Origin of the sequence: Dactylosporangium sp. NPDC051541, from assembly GCF_044454505.1 — a bacterium.
GTDB lineage: Bacteria > Actinomycetota > Actinomycetes > Mycobacteriales > Micromonosporaceae > Dactylosporangium.
The window spans coordinates 700970-715212 of record NZ_JBITDU010000003.1; the positions used below are offsets into that span (position 1 = coordinate 700970).

A 14243-nucleotide genomic window follows, 5' to 3' on the forward strand; every position below is an offset into this window, starting at 1 on the left:
TACGAGCCTTCGTGCTAGGCGCAGGTCACGGTGGGTACCGCGTTGGTGCCGTTCCAGGACGCGAGGAACCCGAAGGTGGCCGGGGGCGTGTTGTTCCACGACGCCGGGGTCACCGTCACGTTCGCGCCGGACTGGCTGACCGTGCCGCCCCAGAGCTGGCTGATGGTCTGGCCGTTGGCGAACGCCCACTTGACCGTCCAGCCGGGCTTGGAGCCGGTCACGCTGACCTCGCCCTGGAAGCCGCCGGGCCAGCTACCGGTGATCTTGTAGGTGGCCGCGCACGCACCCGCCGGGGGAGGGCTGGACGACGTGGACCGACTCGGCGTGGGGCTCGCCGACTCCGCCGTGCCGCCCAGGGCGACGGCGATGGCGTTGTAGGCGGTCGGCTTCTTGACCAGGCTGTCATCCCACGGCAGCGCCGCGCCCTGGCCGGAGAAGACGCTGGGAATCCACGAGTACTTGTCGGTGTAGTCCCAGATTGTGATGCCGACGCAGCGGGTCACCGCGACGCAGGCCTTGACCACGTTGGAGTAGTACGTCGCCTGGGTCGCGTCCTTGGTCGAGTCCCGCGGCAGGACCATGCGCACGTCCAGCTCGGTGATGGCCACGTCCACGCCGAGGTCGGCGAAGCGCTGCAGGTTGGCCTGCATGTTCGTCGGGAAGCCGTACTGGATCGCCAGGTGGCCCTGGAAGCCCACGCCGTCGATCGGCACGCCCGCCGCCTTGAGCGACTTGACGAGGTTGTACATCCCGTCGGCCTTGGCGCCCTGGCCGTCGGTGTTGTAGTCGTTGATGTACAGCTTCGCGGTCGGGTCCGCGGCCCGCGCGGCGCGCAGCGCGATGGCGATGTAGTCGCTGCCCATCGCGTTGTTGAACGGCGAGGTCCGGAACGTGCCGTCCTCGTTGAACGGCTCGTTGACGACGTCCCAGGCGAACACCTTGCCCTTGAAGTGCGTGGCGACGTTGGCGATGTGGTTCTCCATCGCCGCCTGCAGCTGGGTCGCGGGCAGCGCCGAGACCCAGCCCGGCAGCTGGTTGTGCCAGAGCAGGGTGTGCCCGCGGACCGTCATGTTGTGGGCCTGCGCGAAGCTGACGACGGCGTCGCCCTTGGTGTAGCTGAACGAGTTCTGGGACGGCTCGGTGCTGTCCCACTTCATCGCGTTGCCCGGGGTCGTCTGGCCGAACTCGCCGCCGCCGAGGATCGCGGTGTAGGCGGTGTCGGACAGTTCCGGGTTGTCGGTGGCGGAGCCGAAGTACTTCCCCTTGGCCGCCGCGAGGGACTGCAGTGTCTGCACCGCCGCCTCGGCCTGGGTGTTGATCAGCGTGAAGGCGCCCGCGCTGAGGATCAGTGCGGCCGCACCGATGATGAGCTTCTTCATGACGAAACCCCCGCGAGATGATCCTTGATGCCCTGGCCGAAGTTGGTCGCGGTGCCGTTGTAGTTGCTGATCAGCGACGGGCCGGTCGAGCAGTCCCAGGTGTTCCAGGTCCAGCCGAGGTAGCCGATGCCCTTGGTGTCGGCCCAGTTCATGAGCGTGTCGACGAACCCGTGCGCGCAGTCGTTCTCCCCGATCTCGGTCAGCGACAGCGGGACCTGCGCCGCCACGGGGGCCAGCTGGCTGTCGAAGCACGAGGTGTTGGAGCAGGTGTTGAAGTTGTAGATGTGCGCGAACGCCGCGATGTTGTTCAGCGGGTCGGTCGGCTTGTACTGCAGCCACTGCGTCAGGTCGTTCGAGTACGCGAGGCCGCCGATCATGATGACGTTCGTGGCGCCCGTCGCCCGTACCGCGTTGACGAGCGACTGGAACCCGGCCACCTGGTAGCCGATGCCGCTGCAGGTGCCGCCGTCGCGCCAGCAGGTCCAGCCGGTGGTGGCGCTGCCGGTGGCCCGCTCCGGGTACGGCTCGTTGAACAGGTCGAGGATGACCGCGTCGTTGCCCTTGAAGGCGTTGGCGACGCCGGTCCAGAACGTGGGCGCGTACTGCGCGTCCGGCATCGGCTTCTGGCAGGTCGCCTTGACGTCGGAGCAGCCGGCCGACGGGCCCGTGTACTGCCCGTAGTTCCAGTGCATCTCGACGATCGGCGTGATGCCGTTGCTGACGAGCAGATTCACATACGCCTTGACCGCGTTCTGGTAGTTGGTGCCACCGTAGGCGGCCGGCACGTTGCCGGTGCCGACCCAGCACTCCTCGTTCAGCGGCACCCGCACGGTCCGGATCTTCCAGGTGCGCATGGCGGTGATCGAGGCCTGGTCCATCGGCCCGTCCCAGATGCCGTTGCCCTGGATGCAGGCGAACTCTCCGCCCGAGCGGTTCACGCCGAGCAGCCGGTAGGTGGCGCCGGTGCTGGTGACCAGCTTGTTGCCACTGACTTTCAATTTCGGTGCGGTCGTGCTCGGCGGCGTGCTGGTGCTCGTGCTGGGACTGGGGCTCGTGCTCTTCGACGGCGATGGCGAGGTCGTCGTGGTCGATCCGGTGCAGGCGACGCCGTTGAGCGTGAACGCGGCCGGCTTGGGGTTGGAGCCGGTCCACGAGCCGTTGAACCCGATGCTGGTGCTGGCGCCGGTGGCGAGCGCGCCGTTGTACGAGAGGCTGGCGGCCGTCACGTTCGCGCCGGACTGGGCGAACGTCGCCGACCAGCCCTGGTCGACGTGCTGGCCGGCGGCGAACGTCCAGCCGAGGTTCCACGACGAGACGGCGTCGCCGAGGTTCTTGATCGTGACGGCGGCGGTGAAGCCGCCGGGCCAGTCGTTGGTGGTGTACGTGACCTGACAGCCCGCGGCGGCCTGTGCCGAGGTCGGCAGCAGGACCGCTCCGGCCGAGGCGAGCAGCAGGCCGCCGGCCACCGCGAGGGTGGTTGTGCGGTACCGCATGGGGCTCCTTCGATGGCGGTTGCGCTTCCATGGCAGTGGAAGCGCTCCCATCCTTCGCTCCGCCCCGTGCTAGTCAAGCGCTTCGATACCTTCGTCCGTGCGGCCTGCGCGGCGGACTGAAATTTCCATCCCAATACCGGAGTCTTGACTCCGAATTATCAGGAGTCTACGCTCCGTTTCCATGACCTCAGCCGCCCGGGCCCTGGCCGACCGCTTCCTGACCGCCGTGACCGCCGACGACCCCGGCACCATGGCCGACTGCTACGCGGACGAGGCCGTGATCGAAATGCCGTTCGCCGTCCCGGGCCTGATGCCGGCCCGGCTCGCCGTCACACGCGAAGCACTCAGAACAAGATTCCGCGGGGGTACTGCCCTGAGGCGCTACACCCGCGTCGAGAACGCGACCATCCACGAAACCGCCGACGGCTCGACCCTGATCCTGGAGTACGACGTGCACGGCGCGATGGCCGCCACCGCGGCCCCGTTCGTCCTGCGCTTCATCATGGTGATCACGTTGCGGGACGGCCTGATCGCACACACCCGCGACTACACCGACCCCATAGCCGGCGCCCGCGCCCTGGGCCGCCTCCCCGACCTCCTGGCCGCGATCGGCTGACCGCCTATCGTTGGCCCGGTGATCGAGATCCTGGACGACCTCGGCGTGCTGGCGAGCCGCGACCTCGACCCGACGGCCCTGACCCTCGCCGGAGTCTTCCTGGGGGCGCGCGCCGCCGACGCCCTCCCGCGCCGCCGGATCACGCAGGTCAGCGGCTCCCCACTGGTCCACCACTCCTACACCGGCACCGGCCTCGAGCCCAAGTATTACGACGCGGCCAACCGCCTCCTGCCCGTCGACGAAGTGATCGACAGCGTCATCGCGACCCATGGCATGGTCCACTACGCCGACGACACCGGCTACAAGATCGTGTCAGGCTCCGTCGCCGGCTTCGCCCTTTACGACGCCGGCCGCGGCCACCTGGCCCACTTCGACTTCCTGCGAACCTACGAGCAGTTCCTCGACACGTTCGGCTACCCGGACCGCGCCGACGAGTCCCGCATCTACGGCGACCTCATGGGCTACAGCAACTACTACTGGCGCTCCCGCCGACAGGCATCGTGGGACGCCAGCGCGGAGGACGGCTCGGGCCATCTGTCGCTCGTGAACGTCGGCGACTACCCGGGTAATGCCGGAGGGTGAAACCGGCGGATCACCCGTTTCCTAAAGGGTTCGCGGGCCCGGGCGTCGGCACGATCGATCGCATGTTGCGTCTCGACCCCGACAGCGTCCTCGTCATCACCGCCGCCGAACTGCAGACCCGCCACCTCGAACGGGACCCCGACGACCCGGCCCGCTGCGGCGCCTGCGGCACGCTGCTGCCGTGCCCCGTCGAGGCCGCCGCCGCCCTGGTCTGCCGGGCCGGCGGCCTGTGGCTGGAGGGCGACACGATCGCCGAGGCGCTGGAGCCGCCGACCCAGCTCCTCGCGATCGTCCCCGCCGAGGTGTGACCTGGCCGAAGTCCTGAGATGATCTCCGCATGAGGCTACGGCCGTATGCCGCCGAGGACCGGGACCTCACCGTGCGGCTCGAGCTGGACTCCGAGGTCATGCGGCACCTCGGCGGCACCGCGCCGAGCGGACGGGCCGAGCGGGTGCACGAGCGGCGGCTCGAAAGACGGGGCGAGGAGTGGTACCGCACGATCCTCGCCGACCCCGACGACACCCCGGTCGGCGTGGTGGCCGTCTTCCGCACCGTCTGGGAGGGCCGCGACATCCACGAGCTCGGCATCATGCTGCTCCCGGGCCGCGCCCTGCGCCACGGGCTCGGGCCGGCGGCGGTCCGGCTCATCGTCGAGGAGGTCCGCGCGGCCGGCACCGTGCGGCAGATCCACGCCTTCATCAGCACCACCAACCGGGCCGCCGCAGTGGTCGCCCGGCGCACCGGCTTCCACGACACCGGCCCCTGCGAGCTCGACTACGAAGGCGAACCGATCCACTGCGACCACTGGATCCTCACCTTGGAAACCGGCGAAGGGTCAGGCGGCCGGTGAGACCTCACCGGCTGTGGTCTCGAGCCAGGCGACGGCCTGGTCGTAGGGCAGCGGGCGGGTGAAGAGGTAGCCCTGGCCGTAGCCGCAGTGCAGGTCGGCCAGGCGCTGGCGGTGGGCGTCGGTCTCGATGCCCTCGGCCACCACCTCCAGGTCCAGGGTGCGTGCCAGCTGGACGATGCCGCGGACCAGGTCGTACTGGCGGCGGGAGGTGCCGATCGTGTCCACGAAGGACTTGTCCAGCTTCAGCGCGTCGACCGCGACCCGGTGCAGGTAGGACAGGGACGAGTAGCCGGTGCCGAAGTCGTCGATGGAGACGCGGACGCCGGCGTCGCGCAGGGCGGCCAGGTCGGCGTGGATGTGCTCGTCGTCGCCGAGCAGCAGGCTCTCGGTGATCTCGAGGGTCAGCGCGCCGCACGGCAGGGCGGCCTGGGTGAGTTCGGTCAGGACCCGCTGGACGAAGCCGGGGGAGCGGAACTGGCGGACGGAGACGTTGACGCTCATGGTCGGGGCGTCGGCCGGATACAGCGTGCGGAAGCCGACGGCGGCGGCGATCGCGTGGTGCAGCACCCAGTCGCCGAGCGGGACGATGAGGCCGCACTCCTCGGCGATCTCGATGAACTCCAGCGGCGGGACCAGGCCGAGGGCCGGGTGCTGCCAGCGGACCAGGGCCTCGAAGCCGTGCGGGCGGCCGGTCGCCAGGTCGACGATCGGCTGGTAGTGCAGGACGAACGCGTCGGTGGCCAGGGCCTGGTCGAGGTCGGTGCGCAGGCGCATCCGGCGCACAGCCTGGGCGTGCATCGCCGACTCGTAGCGGCGCCAGCGCTCCGGGGTGCCCTTGGCGCTGTTCAGGGCCACGTCGGCCTCGCCGAGGAGCTTCGCGGCGTCGGGGGCGTCGGACGTCATCGCCACGCCGATGTTGGGCACGGCGGACACGACGCTGCCGCCGACCAGGAACGGTGGGCGAAACTCCGCGATGATGCGCTGGGCGAGGTCCTCGACGCCGGCCACGTCGGCGTGGGAGATCAGGACGCCGAACTCGTCCCCGCCCAGCCGGGCGATGACCGCCGACGCCGGGCAGACGTCGGCCAGGCGCGCGCCGAAGGCCCGCAGCAGCTGGTCGCCGACCTCCTGGCCCATGGTGTCGTTGATGGTGCGGAAGCCGTCGATGTCGACGATGAGCACCGCCGCGCCGACCGCCGTCTGCGCGCTGTCCTGGAAGCGCAGGCGGTTGCCGAGGCCGGTGAGCGGGTCCAGGTAGGCCCGGTCGAGCAGCTCCCGCTCGAGGCGGCGGCGTTCGGTGACGTCGTGGATGGTCAGGACGCGGCCGGCGACGGTCGGCTCGGCGGTCAGGTCGCGGACCGACACCTCGACCTCGGCCGTCGTGCCGTCGGGCCGGCCGAGGGCGTGCAGGCCGGGGTTGAGCTGCGGGAACTTGCGGCCGACGACGCCGGGGCCGAAGAGCGGCGCGGCGGACGGGCTGGCGTAGGTGACCCGGTCGTCGGCGCCGATGATGAGGATGACGTCGGCCGCGTTGAGGACCAGGGTGCGGAAGTAGGCCTCGGCGTCCCGCTTGGTGATCTCGCGGTTGAGGGCGATGTGGTCGAGCATGCTCGCGGCCTGGCCGGCCAGGACCCGGGCCGACTCCTGCAGCGTGACCAGGGCCCGCTCGTCGGCGGCCACCCACAGCTCGCCGAGCTGGAGGCCGCCGATGGTGAGCGGGCAGTACAGGGCCAGCTCGAACCCGTCCAGTTCGCGGGCGAAGCCCGGCGTCAGCGAGGAGACATACCGCATGCTCATGGCCGGCGGCGAGGCCTGCGCGAAGAACGCCTGTCCGGTGGCCACGCGCAGGACGGTGCGGTGGGCGGTGCCGGGGCGCAGCAGCGAGCCGACGGCGCGGCGGACGACGGCCTCGACCGCGGCCACCTCGGTCGCCGACAGCAGGGCCTCGCACGCCTTGCGCAGCGCCCGTTCGCGGGCCAGGGTGTGCCCGACGCTGCGGGCCGCGACTCCGCCGCGGCTGAGCGACAGGGTGACGAGCACGGCCGAGCCGGTCGCGATGACGACGCCGTTGTGGACGGGGCCGCGCAGGGCCTCGGCGAACAGGATGCCGGGCGCGACCAGCGACGCCACGCCGAGGACGGCCCGGCGGGGCTTGACCTGGGTGGAGCCGATGACGCGGGGCTCGGACAGCTGGGCCATCGACGGGTGCAGCGCGGCCAGGCCACCGGCGGCGAAGAAGACGATCCAGCCGACGTCGACGAAGCTGCCGAGGTCCCAGTCGCCGTTGAGCCGGCGGAGGCTGAACACGACGTCGGAGACGAGCAGGACGGCGCCGGAGGTGAGCAGCAGCGCGACACTCCAGCTGCGCCGGGCCTCGAGGACCATCCGGGCCATGACGGCCAGGAGCATCACGTCGCAGAGCGGGTAGGCGATGGAGATGGCCTTCTGGGCCGCGTTGAGGCTGGGGTCGCTCAGGCCCGGGTCGATGAGGAACACCCAGGCGAGCAGCCCGGCCCCGGCGGTGAAGATGGCCGAGTCGATGACGGTGGCCCAGTCCCGGTTGGCCGCGCCGGACCGGGAGAGCAGCAGCAGGGCGAGCAGCAGCAGCGGGAACGTGCCGCCGAGCGAGATGCCGTCGACGATGGTGGGCCAGGCGGTCGAGTGCAGGACGTCGGTCTGCACGACGGCGGCCGCGGTACCGATCGCCAGCACCAGGGAGCCGCCGGCCCACAGCAGCCAGGGCACCTTGCGGCGGGGCCGGTGCGCGCGGATGCCGTAGAGCATCGCGGCCAGGGTGCTGACGACGAGCCCGGCGAAGCACACGAGCCCAGCCGCCGGGAACAGGATGTAACTCACGGCAAGGATCAGCGCACAGAGCGCATACGCCCAGGTCACCCGCCGTGTCACGCCGCTCCCTCCCGCTCGCCAAGAGCTACTTTGTCGCCCCGATCGAGCCGGGGCAAGGTCTGATCCACCGGTATATGTATCGGCCGCGCGACGGGAGAGTGAAGGTTCTGGCAAGGTGCGCGCATGGACTTTGCCTGGCTCGAGGTGACCACGCTGGCCGAGCGGCCCGACCGCACGCCCCTGACCACGGCTTTCGACGACCCCACGGTGGCGGAGTTCCTGTATCAGGATGCGGTCTCGGCCGCGCTCTTCCCGGGGCTCGTCGCGCGGCACCCGCAGTACACCTTGATGGCGGTTGAAAAGGAGAACGGCCGCGCCGCCGGCATGCTCTGCACCCTGCCGTTCACGGCCGGCGACGCACTGCCGACGGGCGGTTACGACGCGGTGCTGCTGTCGGCCGCGGCCTCGGCGCAGGCGGGCCCGGACGTTTCGGCGCTGTTCGCGACGGTCCGGCCGGATCTGCGCGGCCGCGGGGTCTCCGGGCACCTCCTCGCGCTCGCCCGCCGCAACGCCGCGGCCCTGGGGCACACCGCGCTCGTCGCTCCGGTGCGGCCGACGGAGAAGCACCGGCATCCATTGGTACCGCTGGCCGAGTATGTCGCCCGCCGCCGGCCGGACGGCACCGCGCAGGACCCGTGGCTGCGCGTCCACGAGCGGGCCGGTGGACGGTTCGTGGCCGTCGCGCCGCACTCGATGACGATCACCGCCCCGCTGCAGCGGTGGCGGGAGTGGACCGGTCTGCCCTTCGACGAGCCGGGCCCGGTCCTGGTCGAGGGCGGCCTCGGCCCGGCCCTGTGCGACCCGGAGCGCGGCGTCGCCACCTACATCGAGGCGAACGCCTGGTATCGGCACGACCTGTAGAGGCCGCTACAGGAGGTCGCGGGCGCCGTGCTTGACGGCGTACATGGCGGCGTCGGCGTCGCGCAGCAGGCCGTCGGCGTTGGCGAGGGAGCCCTGGGCGGCGCCGATGCTGGCCCGGATCGGGACCAGGGCGCCGTCGAGGTGGACCGGCTCGGCGAAGCGCTCGTGCACCAGCCGGGTCAGGTCCTCCGCGTAGCCGAGGGACGTGTTGGGCAGCAGCACCGCGAACTCGTCGCCGCCGAGGCGGGCCACGGTGTCGGCCGGGCGCACGCACCGGCGCAGCCGGTCGGCCACGGCCCGCAGGAGCGTGTCGCCGGCGTGGTGGCCGAACGTGTCGTTGACGGCCTTGAATCCGTCCAGGTCGATGATCAGGATCGAGGCCGCGCCCCCGGCGGCGGCGATCCGCTCGGCGAACAGGGCCCGGTTGGCCAGGCCGGTCAGCGCGTCGTGGGTGGCCTCGTGGCGCAGCCGCTCCTCGAACGCGACGACCTCGGTGACGTCGTGGGCGTTGTAGACGACCCCGCCGACGCCGGACACGTGGATCAGGTTCGTGGCCGTCACCGAGACCCAGCGCGGGACGCCGTCGATGTGCGGGACCTGCAGCCGGGTGGTGACGCTGGCGCCGGGCCGGGTCAGCACGTCGGCCAGGCGGGCCTGCCACTCGTCGCGGCCGTCGGCCACGGACAGCTCGTCCATCCGCAGGCCGATCACCGACTCGGGCGGGATGCCGAACGAGCGCTCGACGGCCGGGCTGGCGTAGGTGACGACGTGGTCGGGGCCGGCGATGAGGGTGATGTCGGAGGAGTGCTGGACCAGGCCGCGGAACCGCTCCTCCTGCTCGGCCAGGGCCCGCAGGCTGCGGTCGACCTCGCCGAGCAGGCGCGCGTTGTCGGTGAACGCGATCAGCTGGCGGGTGACGACGATGCCGGTGACGAGCAGCACGCCGATGACGACGCCCCAGACCCGCACGTCCAGGTGGCCGTGGCTGAGCGACACGATCAGCAGGACGTAGGCGGCCAGGACCCCGAAGTAGGGCAGCAGGCTGAACGGGCGCATGGTCCGGCGGGCCAGGACGTCGGGGTCGGCCCGCAGGTTGGCCTCGTTGATCCGGGGCACGGCGGCCAGCAGCGCGCACGGGATGAGCCGGGCCAGCATCGCCACCTCGGGCCGGACCACCTCGACCAGGGCCGCGGTCAGGCCGGTGCTGAGCCCGACGAGGACGCTGGCCAGGCCGGCGCTCCAGCCGGCGATCGGGGTGAACGGCATGTTGCGCCCGAGCATGAGCTTCACCAGGCCGAAGGAGCCGGCCAGGCTGACGCCGGCGGAGGCCAAGGCGAGCAGCAGGGCCCCGCCGCCCTCCCGGACGTCGACGCTGGGGGAGAGGTACCAGACGAAGATCGCGGTCGCCGCGACGACGGTGGCCGCGTCGAGGGTGAACCGCAGCCGCTCCCGCCCGGCGGTGTTGGTCGGGTGCAGGACCATCGCCAGGAGGGCGATCACCGAGCCGAGCGTGACCAGCCCCGACTGCACGGCCCCGCCCTTCACCATCCCGTCGACGGGGGTGGCGAAGGTCGCGACGCCCTGGACGGTGTCGCCGACGGTGAAGAACACCCCGGCGAACGCGATCAGCCGCCAGAACCGCCGGTGCGCGGCCGACATCCCCGGCAGCGCGCTCATCCGGGCCGACAGCACGGCGAAGATGACGTCGAGGAGCACCTGAATCGGCCAGAACAGGGCAAGTTTCGTTGATGCGCCGGTGCCGGGCACCGCATACCAGACGGTGAGGGCCGCGGTGAACAACAGCAGGGCCCGCAGCACCGGATCGCGCAGCAGCACGAACCTCGCCGCCGGGCGAGACGGCTGCTCACTGGATGTGCTCACGGCACTCCTTCATTGCGCCGGACTCTACCGCGTGGGCGGGCACCCTAGGGTGTCGTCTACATCGTCCATACGGCCGAAGACCTGAGTCAGGCTGAAGTGCCTCCTGAAATCGTCCGGGAAACTACGCTGTCAGGGCCGTTTCCGGGAGATGTGGTATTCGAGGGTCAGGAACGGCAGCCCGAATACCGAGAATGCGTGGTCGGCCCGCAGTTGTCCGTCTTCGACATAGACGTCCAGCTCTTCCGCGAAGCCGGGGACGCTCAGGGTCGTCAGGTCGCGGCTGTCGGCGTCGACGTAGCTCAGGTAGTGCCCGGTCTGGCCGTCGTGGGCCTTGCTGGTCAGCCGCAGCCCGCCGCCGGGCCGTTCGCGCGGTGCCAGGGTGGCGGTGAAGTTGGCCTGCGGCAGGGGGAAGCCGACGCTGACGTATCCGCGGTCACCGTGCCGGTAGGTGGTGTAGATGCCGACGTAGATCGGCTCGCCGCTGTGCGCGAAGGACCGGATCCAGCCGCGGGCCGAGATGGTGCCGTCGGTGCCGGTGATGGTGTCGATGCGGCTGTGCATGCCGCGCTGGGCCTCGCGCTGGTTCATCGGCACGTTGGCCTGGCCGAGGGGGCGGGCCACGAGCGTGCGGTAGAGCAGGTAGCCGGGGCGGACCCAGGGCCGCCAGCGGGGCACGATGTCGAGGGTGAAGCGGGTGGTGTGCTCGTAGAACTCGCGGACCAATGGCTCGACGCCGGCCGGGTCGAAGTCGGGGCCCCGCAGGGCGTCGAGGCTCGCGACGATGCCGACGTCGGCGGCCGCCTCCTGATAGGTGCCGCCGGTCACCGCGGCCAGATCCCGGACATAGCCGGTGCCCACGTAGCGGGTCCGGGCTTCCAGCGGTACCACGAAGGGCAGTTGCTCGGCAGTGGCGCTCTCGGCGAGCAGCCGCACCTGGGGCTCCCGGAACAGCAGCTGCGACACGGTCCGGAACGCGACCACGCTCGCCGCGGCGACCTGCGCCGGTGGCCGCTGCCGCATGGCCGCACCGACCGCGAGCCCGACGACGGGGCCGAGGGCCACCTTGTGCGGGCGCACGCCCATCGCCCCGGCCACGGCTCCGGCCGCCACCCCGACCGCGAGCGGTGACGCCCCGGCCTTCCCGGCGACCCAGCCCGCGGGCGCGGCGAGCGCACCACTGGCCGCGATCCGCGACCACACGGCGGGCACCTCGTTCGGCCGCTGCAACGCCCGGGCGGCCCCGTCGACCGCGGCCAGCACCGCACCCCCGGCGGCCGCACCGGCGAGGGCCGCCCGCGGCCCGCGATGCGCGGTCAGGGCCGCCCCGGCGGCGGCGCCCATGAGCGCGGCGAACCCGATTCCCTGCACCCGCTTGGCATCCACGCGCTCCAGTCTCACACGCCCATCCGGAGGGCCATCGCCGGGCACATGTCGACGGCCCGCCGGGCCTGGGGCTCCAGCCAGGTCGGCACCGCGGCGTCGGGGATGGACGGGAAGCCGTTCTCGTCGAGGCGGACGAGCTCCGGGAGGATGTGCGCGCACAGGCCGTGGCCGTCGCAGCTGCTCCAGTCCACCGAGAGCCGCGCCGCCCCGCCGCCGCCCGGGCCGTCGGGGATCGGCAGGAGGCCGCGGACGGGGCGGCCGCAGCCCTGGTGGTAGAGGTGTGCGGTCACGTCGTCGGTGAAGACCTCCAGGGCCGACAGGACGAACCGGGACGTGCCGTCGGGGTGGCTGCAGGCGCCGCGGCCGCGGATCGCCGCGGTCAGGGCCCGGACCGCCTCCGGGGACGTACTGCCGTCGAGCACCCCGGTCAGCAGACGGCCCATCTCCGGCAGGCCGAGCCGGCACGGGCCGCACTGGCCGGCGGACTCGGCGGCCAGGTAGTGCGTCACCCGGGCGACCTCGCCGAGCGCGCAGGTGTTGTCGGGCAGCGGCACGATGATCCCGGCGCCGAGGGAGCCGCCGACCTCCTCGAAGCCGCGGCGGGAGATCTCGGCCTGGCCGGCGTCCTCGGGGGTGATCCAGCGGCCGTGGTACCCGCCGGTCAGCACCCCTTGCCCGGTGGGGGCGCCGCAGACCCGCAGGATCTCCTTGAGCGGGGTGCCGGTCGGGGTCTCGATCACGCCCGGGCGGCGGGCGGCGCCGGTGACGGTCAGCAGGACGGTGCCCGGCTCCTCCTCGGTGCCGCACATCGCGTACTCCCGCGGTCCGATCGCCGCGGCCACCGCCAGCTGCGCGAAGGTCTCGGCGTTGGAGACCAGGGTGGGGCGCCCGCCGACGCCGCTGTCGCTGGCCCGGACCTTCCGGCCGGGCGGGATGTGTGCCTCGCCGTTGATGCCGCGGACCAGGGCACCGGCCTCGCCGGAGATGAACCGGTGCGGCACCGTCACCACCCGGGTCGGCATCGCCGTCGCCCGCCGCTCCCGCAGCGCGTCCAGCAGCGACTCCTCGGCGAACCCGTCGTCGGCGACGGCCACCACCAGCTCCGGGGCCCGCAGCGCCCACGCGGCCAGCCTCGCCCCGTCCAGGACCAGGTGCGGCACCATGCTGAGCAGCATCTTGTCCTTGCAAGCGGCGGGCTCGCCCTCGGTACCGTTGACCACCACGACCGGCGGCAGGTTGCGGCGACGGACCGAGGCGGCCACCGCGCTGAGCTTGCGGGCGAACGGAAACCCGGCGCCGCCGCGGCCGCCGAGCCGGACCTGCTCGGCCAGTTCAGTCAGCTCCGGCAGCGGCACCGGCTCGAGTTCGCCGTATACCTTCGTCTGCGTCCACAGGTCGAGCCGGCCGTGCTCGCGGACGCCGGCCAGCAGCCGGGCCGGGCCGTGACAGCCCAGACCCATCACCTGGTCCGGGTTCATCGCGAGCCGATGCTCGGCCGGGCCGGGGCGGCCGGGATCCGCTGGCGGGGCGGGCTCGCCAGCGGCCCGCCCAGCCCGCCGGCGACGGGCCCGGGCTTCACGCCGATCGCGTAGCGGCTGGACCGGGCCAGGATGCGCACCAGCAGGCCCAGCCCCACCAGCACCAGGCACACCAGGTAGCTGACGATGACCCAGGTGGCCGCCGTCCGGCCGGCGTTGAGCCCGTGCAGCATCGCGACCGGCCAGGACAGGTAGGCGGTGCTGTGCAGGAGCCGCCACACCCAGGGCCGGACCCGGCCGGTGAGGCGGCCGCGGGCCAGGCCGGACCAGTACGCGAGCAGCATCAGGTCGGCGGCGATGGTGCCGAAGCCGATGAACAGCGACCGGCCCTGCGAGAAGAACGGCACCACGACGTCCCCGAGCGCGGCGTGGGCCTCCAGGACCTTCACCGCGATGTGCACGCCCAGCGCGGCCACCGCGATGATCGCCGTTGCCCGGTGGGCGGCCTGCAGCATGATCCGGCGGCCGATGCCCAGCATGATCCGGTCGGTGGAGGCCAGGCCGAGCATGACGGTCAGGGACATGGCCACCAGCGCGACGACGCCGATGTAGAAGTGCAGGACCACGAACACGTAGGCGGTCGCGAGCCGGCCCACGTGCGTGTAGGTGGCGCCGGCCAGCACGGCGCCGGTCGCGAGCAGGGCGAACACGAGCGGCAGCGGGCTGCGCCGGGGCCGTGCCTCGCGGTGGCTGCGCGTCCGAACCAGATTGTCTCGCACGTCTGCGTGTACGGGAGGGTCACGGCGCGAGTTC

Annotated in this window: 12 protein-coding genes; 5 read left to right on the forward strand and 7 right to left on the reverse strand. The window is 72.0% G+C overall.

Features of this window, described 5'->3' with window-relative positions; genetic code table 11:
• Window positions 1–14: 14 nt before the first annotated feature.
• A complete protein-coding gene (locus ACIA8L_RS17385; protein WP_395905424.1) occupies window positions 15–1379 on the reverse strand; it encodes an endo-1,4-beta-xylanase in 1365 nt (454 codons plus the stop codon).
• Window positions 1376–2872 (reverse strand): cellulose binding domain-containing protein, encoded by a 1497-nt coding sequence (locus ACIA8L_RS17390; protein WP_395905426.1) that lies wholly within the window; start codon window positions 2870–2872, stop codon window positions 1376–1378. Before ACIA8L_RS17390 ends, ACIA8L_RS17385 begins: the two co-directional genes overlap by 4 nt.
• Window positions 2873–3053: 181 nt before the next feature.
• Between ACIA8L_RS17390 and ACIA8L_RS17395 the strand changes: the two genes are divergently transcribed.
• The 4 genes from ACIA8L_RS17395 (at window position 3054) to ACIA8L_RS17410 (ending at window position 4920) form a co-directional block, all read left to right on the forward strand.
• Window positions 3054–3488: a nuclear transport factor 2 family protein gene (locus tag ACIA8L_RS17395; RefSeq protein ID WP_395905428.1), complete on the forward strand. Its 435-nt coding sequence runs from the start codon at window positions 3054–3056 to the stop codon at window positions 3486–3488.
• Window positions 3489–3506: 18 nt separating this feature from the next.
• Window positions 3507–4070, forward strand: a complete 564-nt coding sequence (locus ACIA8L_RS17400) for a hypothetical protein (RefSeq protein ID WP_395905430.1) — start codon at window positions 3507–3509, stop codon at window positions 4068–4070.
• Between the two features lie 62 nt (window positions 4071–4132).
• A complete protein-coding gene (locus ACIA8L_RS17405; RefSeq protein ID WP_395905432.1) occupies window positions 4133–4378 on the forward strand; it encodes a hypothetical protein in 246 nt (81 codons plus the stop codon).
• A 29-nt stretch (window positions 4379–4407) separates the two neighbouring features.
• A complete protein-coding gene (locus ACIA8L_RS17410) occupies window positions 4408–4920 on the forward strand; it encodes a GNAT family N-acetyltransferase (protein WP_395905434.1) in 513 nt (170 codons plus the stop codon).
• Here the strand turns inward: ACIA8L_RS17410 and ACIA8L_RS17415 are convergent.
• Complete coding sequence (locus ACIA8L_RS17415) at window positions 4906–7827, reverse strand: putative bifunctional diguanylate cyclase/phosphodiesterase (RefSeq protein WP_395905436.1); 2922 nt, start codon at window positions 7825–7827, stop codon at window positions 4906–4908. The two genes, ACIA8L_RS17410 and ACIA8L_RS17415, sit on opposite strands and share 15 nt — an antisense overlap.
• 123 nt (window positions 7828–7950) lie before the next feature.
• Between ACIA8L_RS17415 and ACIA8L_RS17420 the strand changes: the two genes are divergently transcribed.
• Complete coding sequence (locus tag ACIA8L_RS17420) at window positions 7951–8688, forward strand: N-acetyltransferase (RefSeq protein WP_395905437.1); 738 nt, start codon at window positions 7951–7953, stop codon at window positions 8686–8688.
• A gap of 6 nt (window positions 8689–8694) precedes the next feature.
• Here the strand turns inward: ACIA8L_RS17420 and ACIA8L_RS17425 are convergent, their stop codons facing one another.
• The 4 genes from ACIA8L_RS17425 to ACIA8L_RS17440 all read right to left on the reverse strand — a co-directional run bounded on the left by ACIA8L_RS17425 (window position 8695) and on the right by ACIA8L_RS17440 (window position 14140).
• Entirely contained in the window at window positions 8695–10569 is a 1875-nt protein-coding gene (locus tag ACIA8L_RS17425) for a diguanylate cyclase domain-containing protein (RefSeq protein WP_395905439.1), read from the reverse strand.
• A gap of 129 nt (window positions 10570–10698) precedes the next feature.
• On the reverse strand, window positions 10699–11952 hold the full coding sequence (locus ACIA8L_RS17430) for a hypothetical protein (RefSeq protein WP_395905441.1): 1254 nt from the start codon (window positions 11950–11952) through the stop codon (window positions 10699–10701).
• Window positions 11953–11963: 11 nt separating this feature from the next.
• Window positions 11964–13430, reverse strand: a complete 1467-nt coding sequence (locus tag ACIA8L_RS17435; protein WP_395905443.1) for an NADH-ubiquinone oxidoreductase-F iron-sulfur binding region domain-containing protein — start codon at window positions 13428–13430, stop codon at window positions 11964–11966.
• The gene (locus ACIA8L_RS17440; protein WP_395905445.1) at window positions 13427–14140 is read right to left on the reverse strand and encodes a hypothetical protein; all 714 of its coding nucleotides are present in this window, start codon (window positions 14138–14140) and stop codon (window positions 13427–13429) included. The genes ACIA8L_RS17435 and ACIA8L_RS17440 overlap by 4 nt, the downstream gene beginning before the upstream one ends.
• Between the last annotated feature and the right edge of the window lie 103 nt (window positions 14141–14243).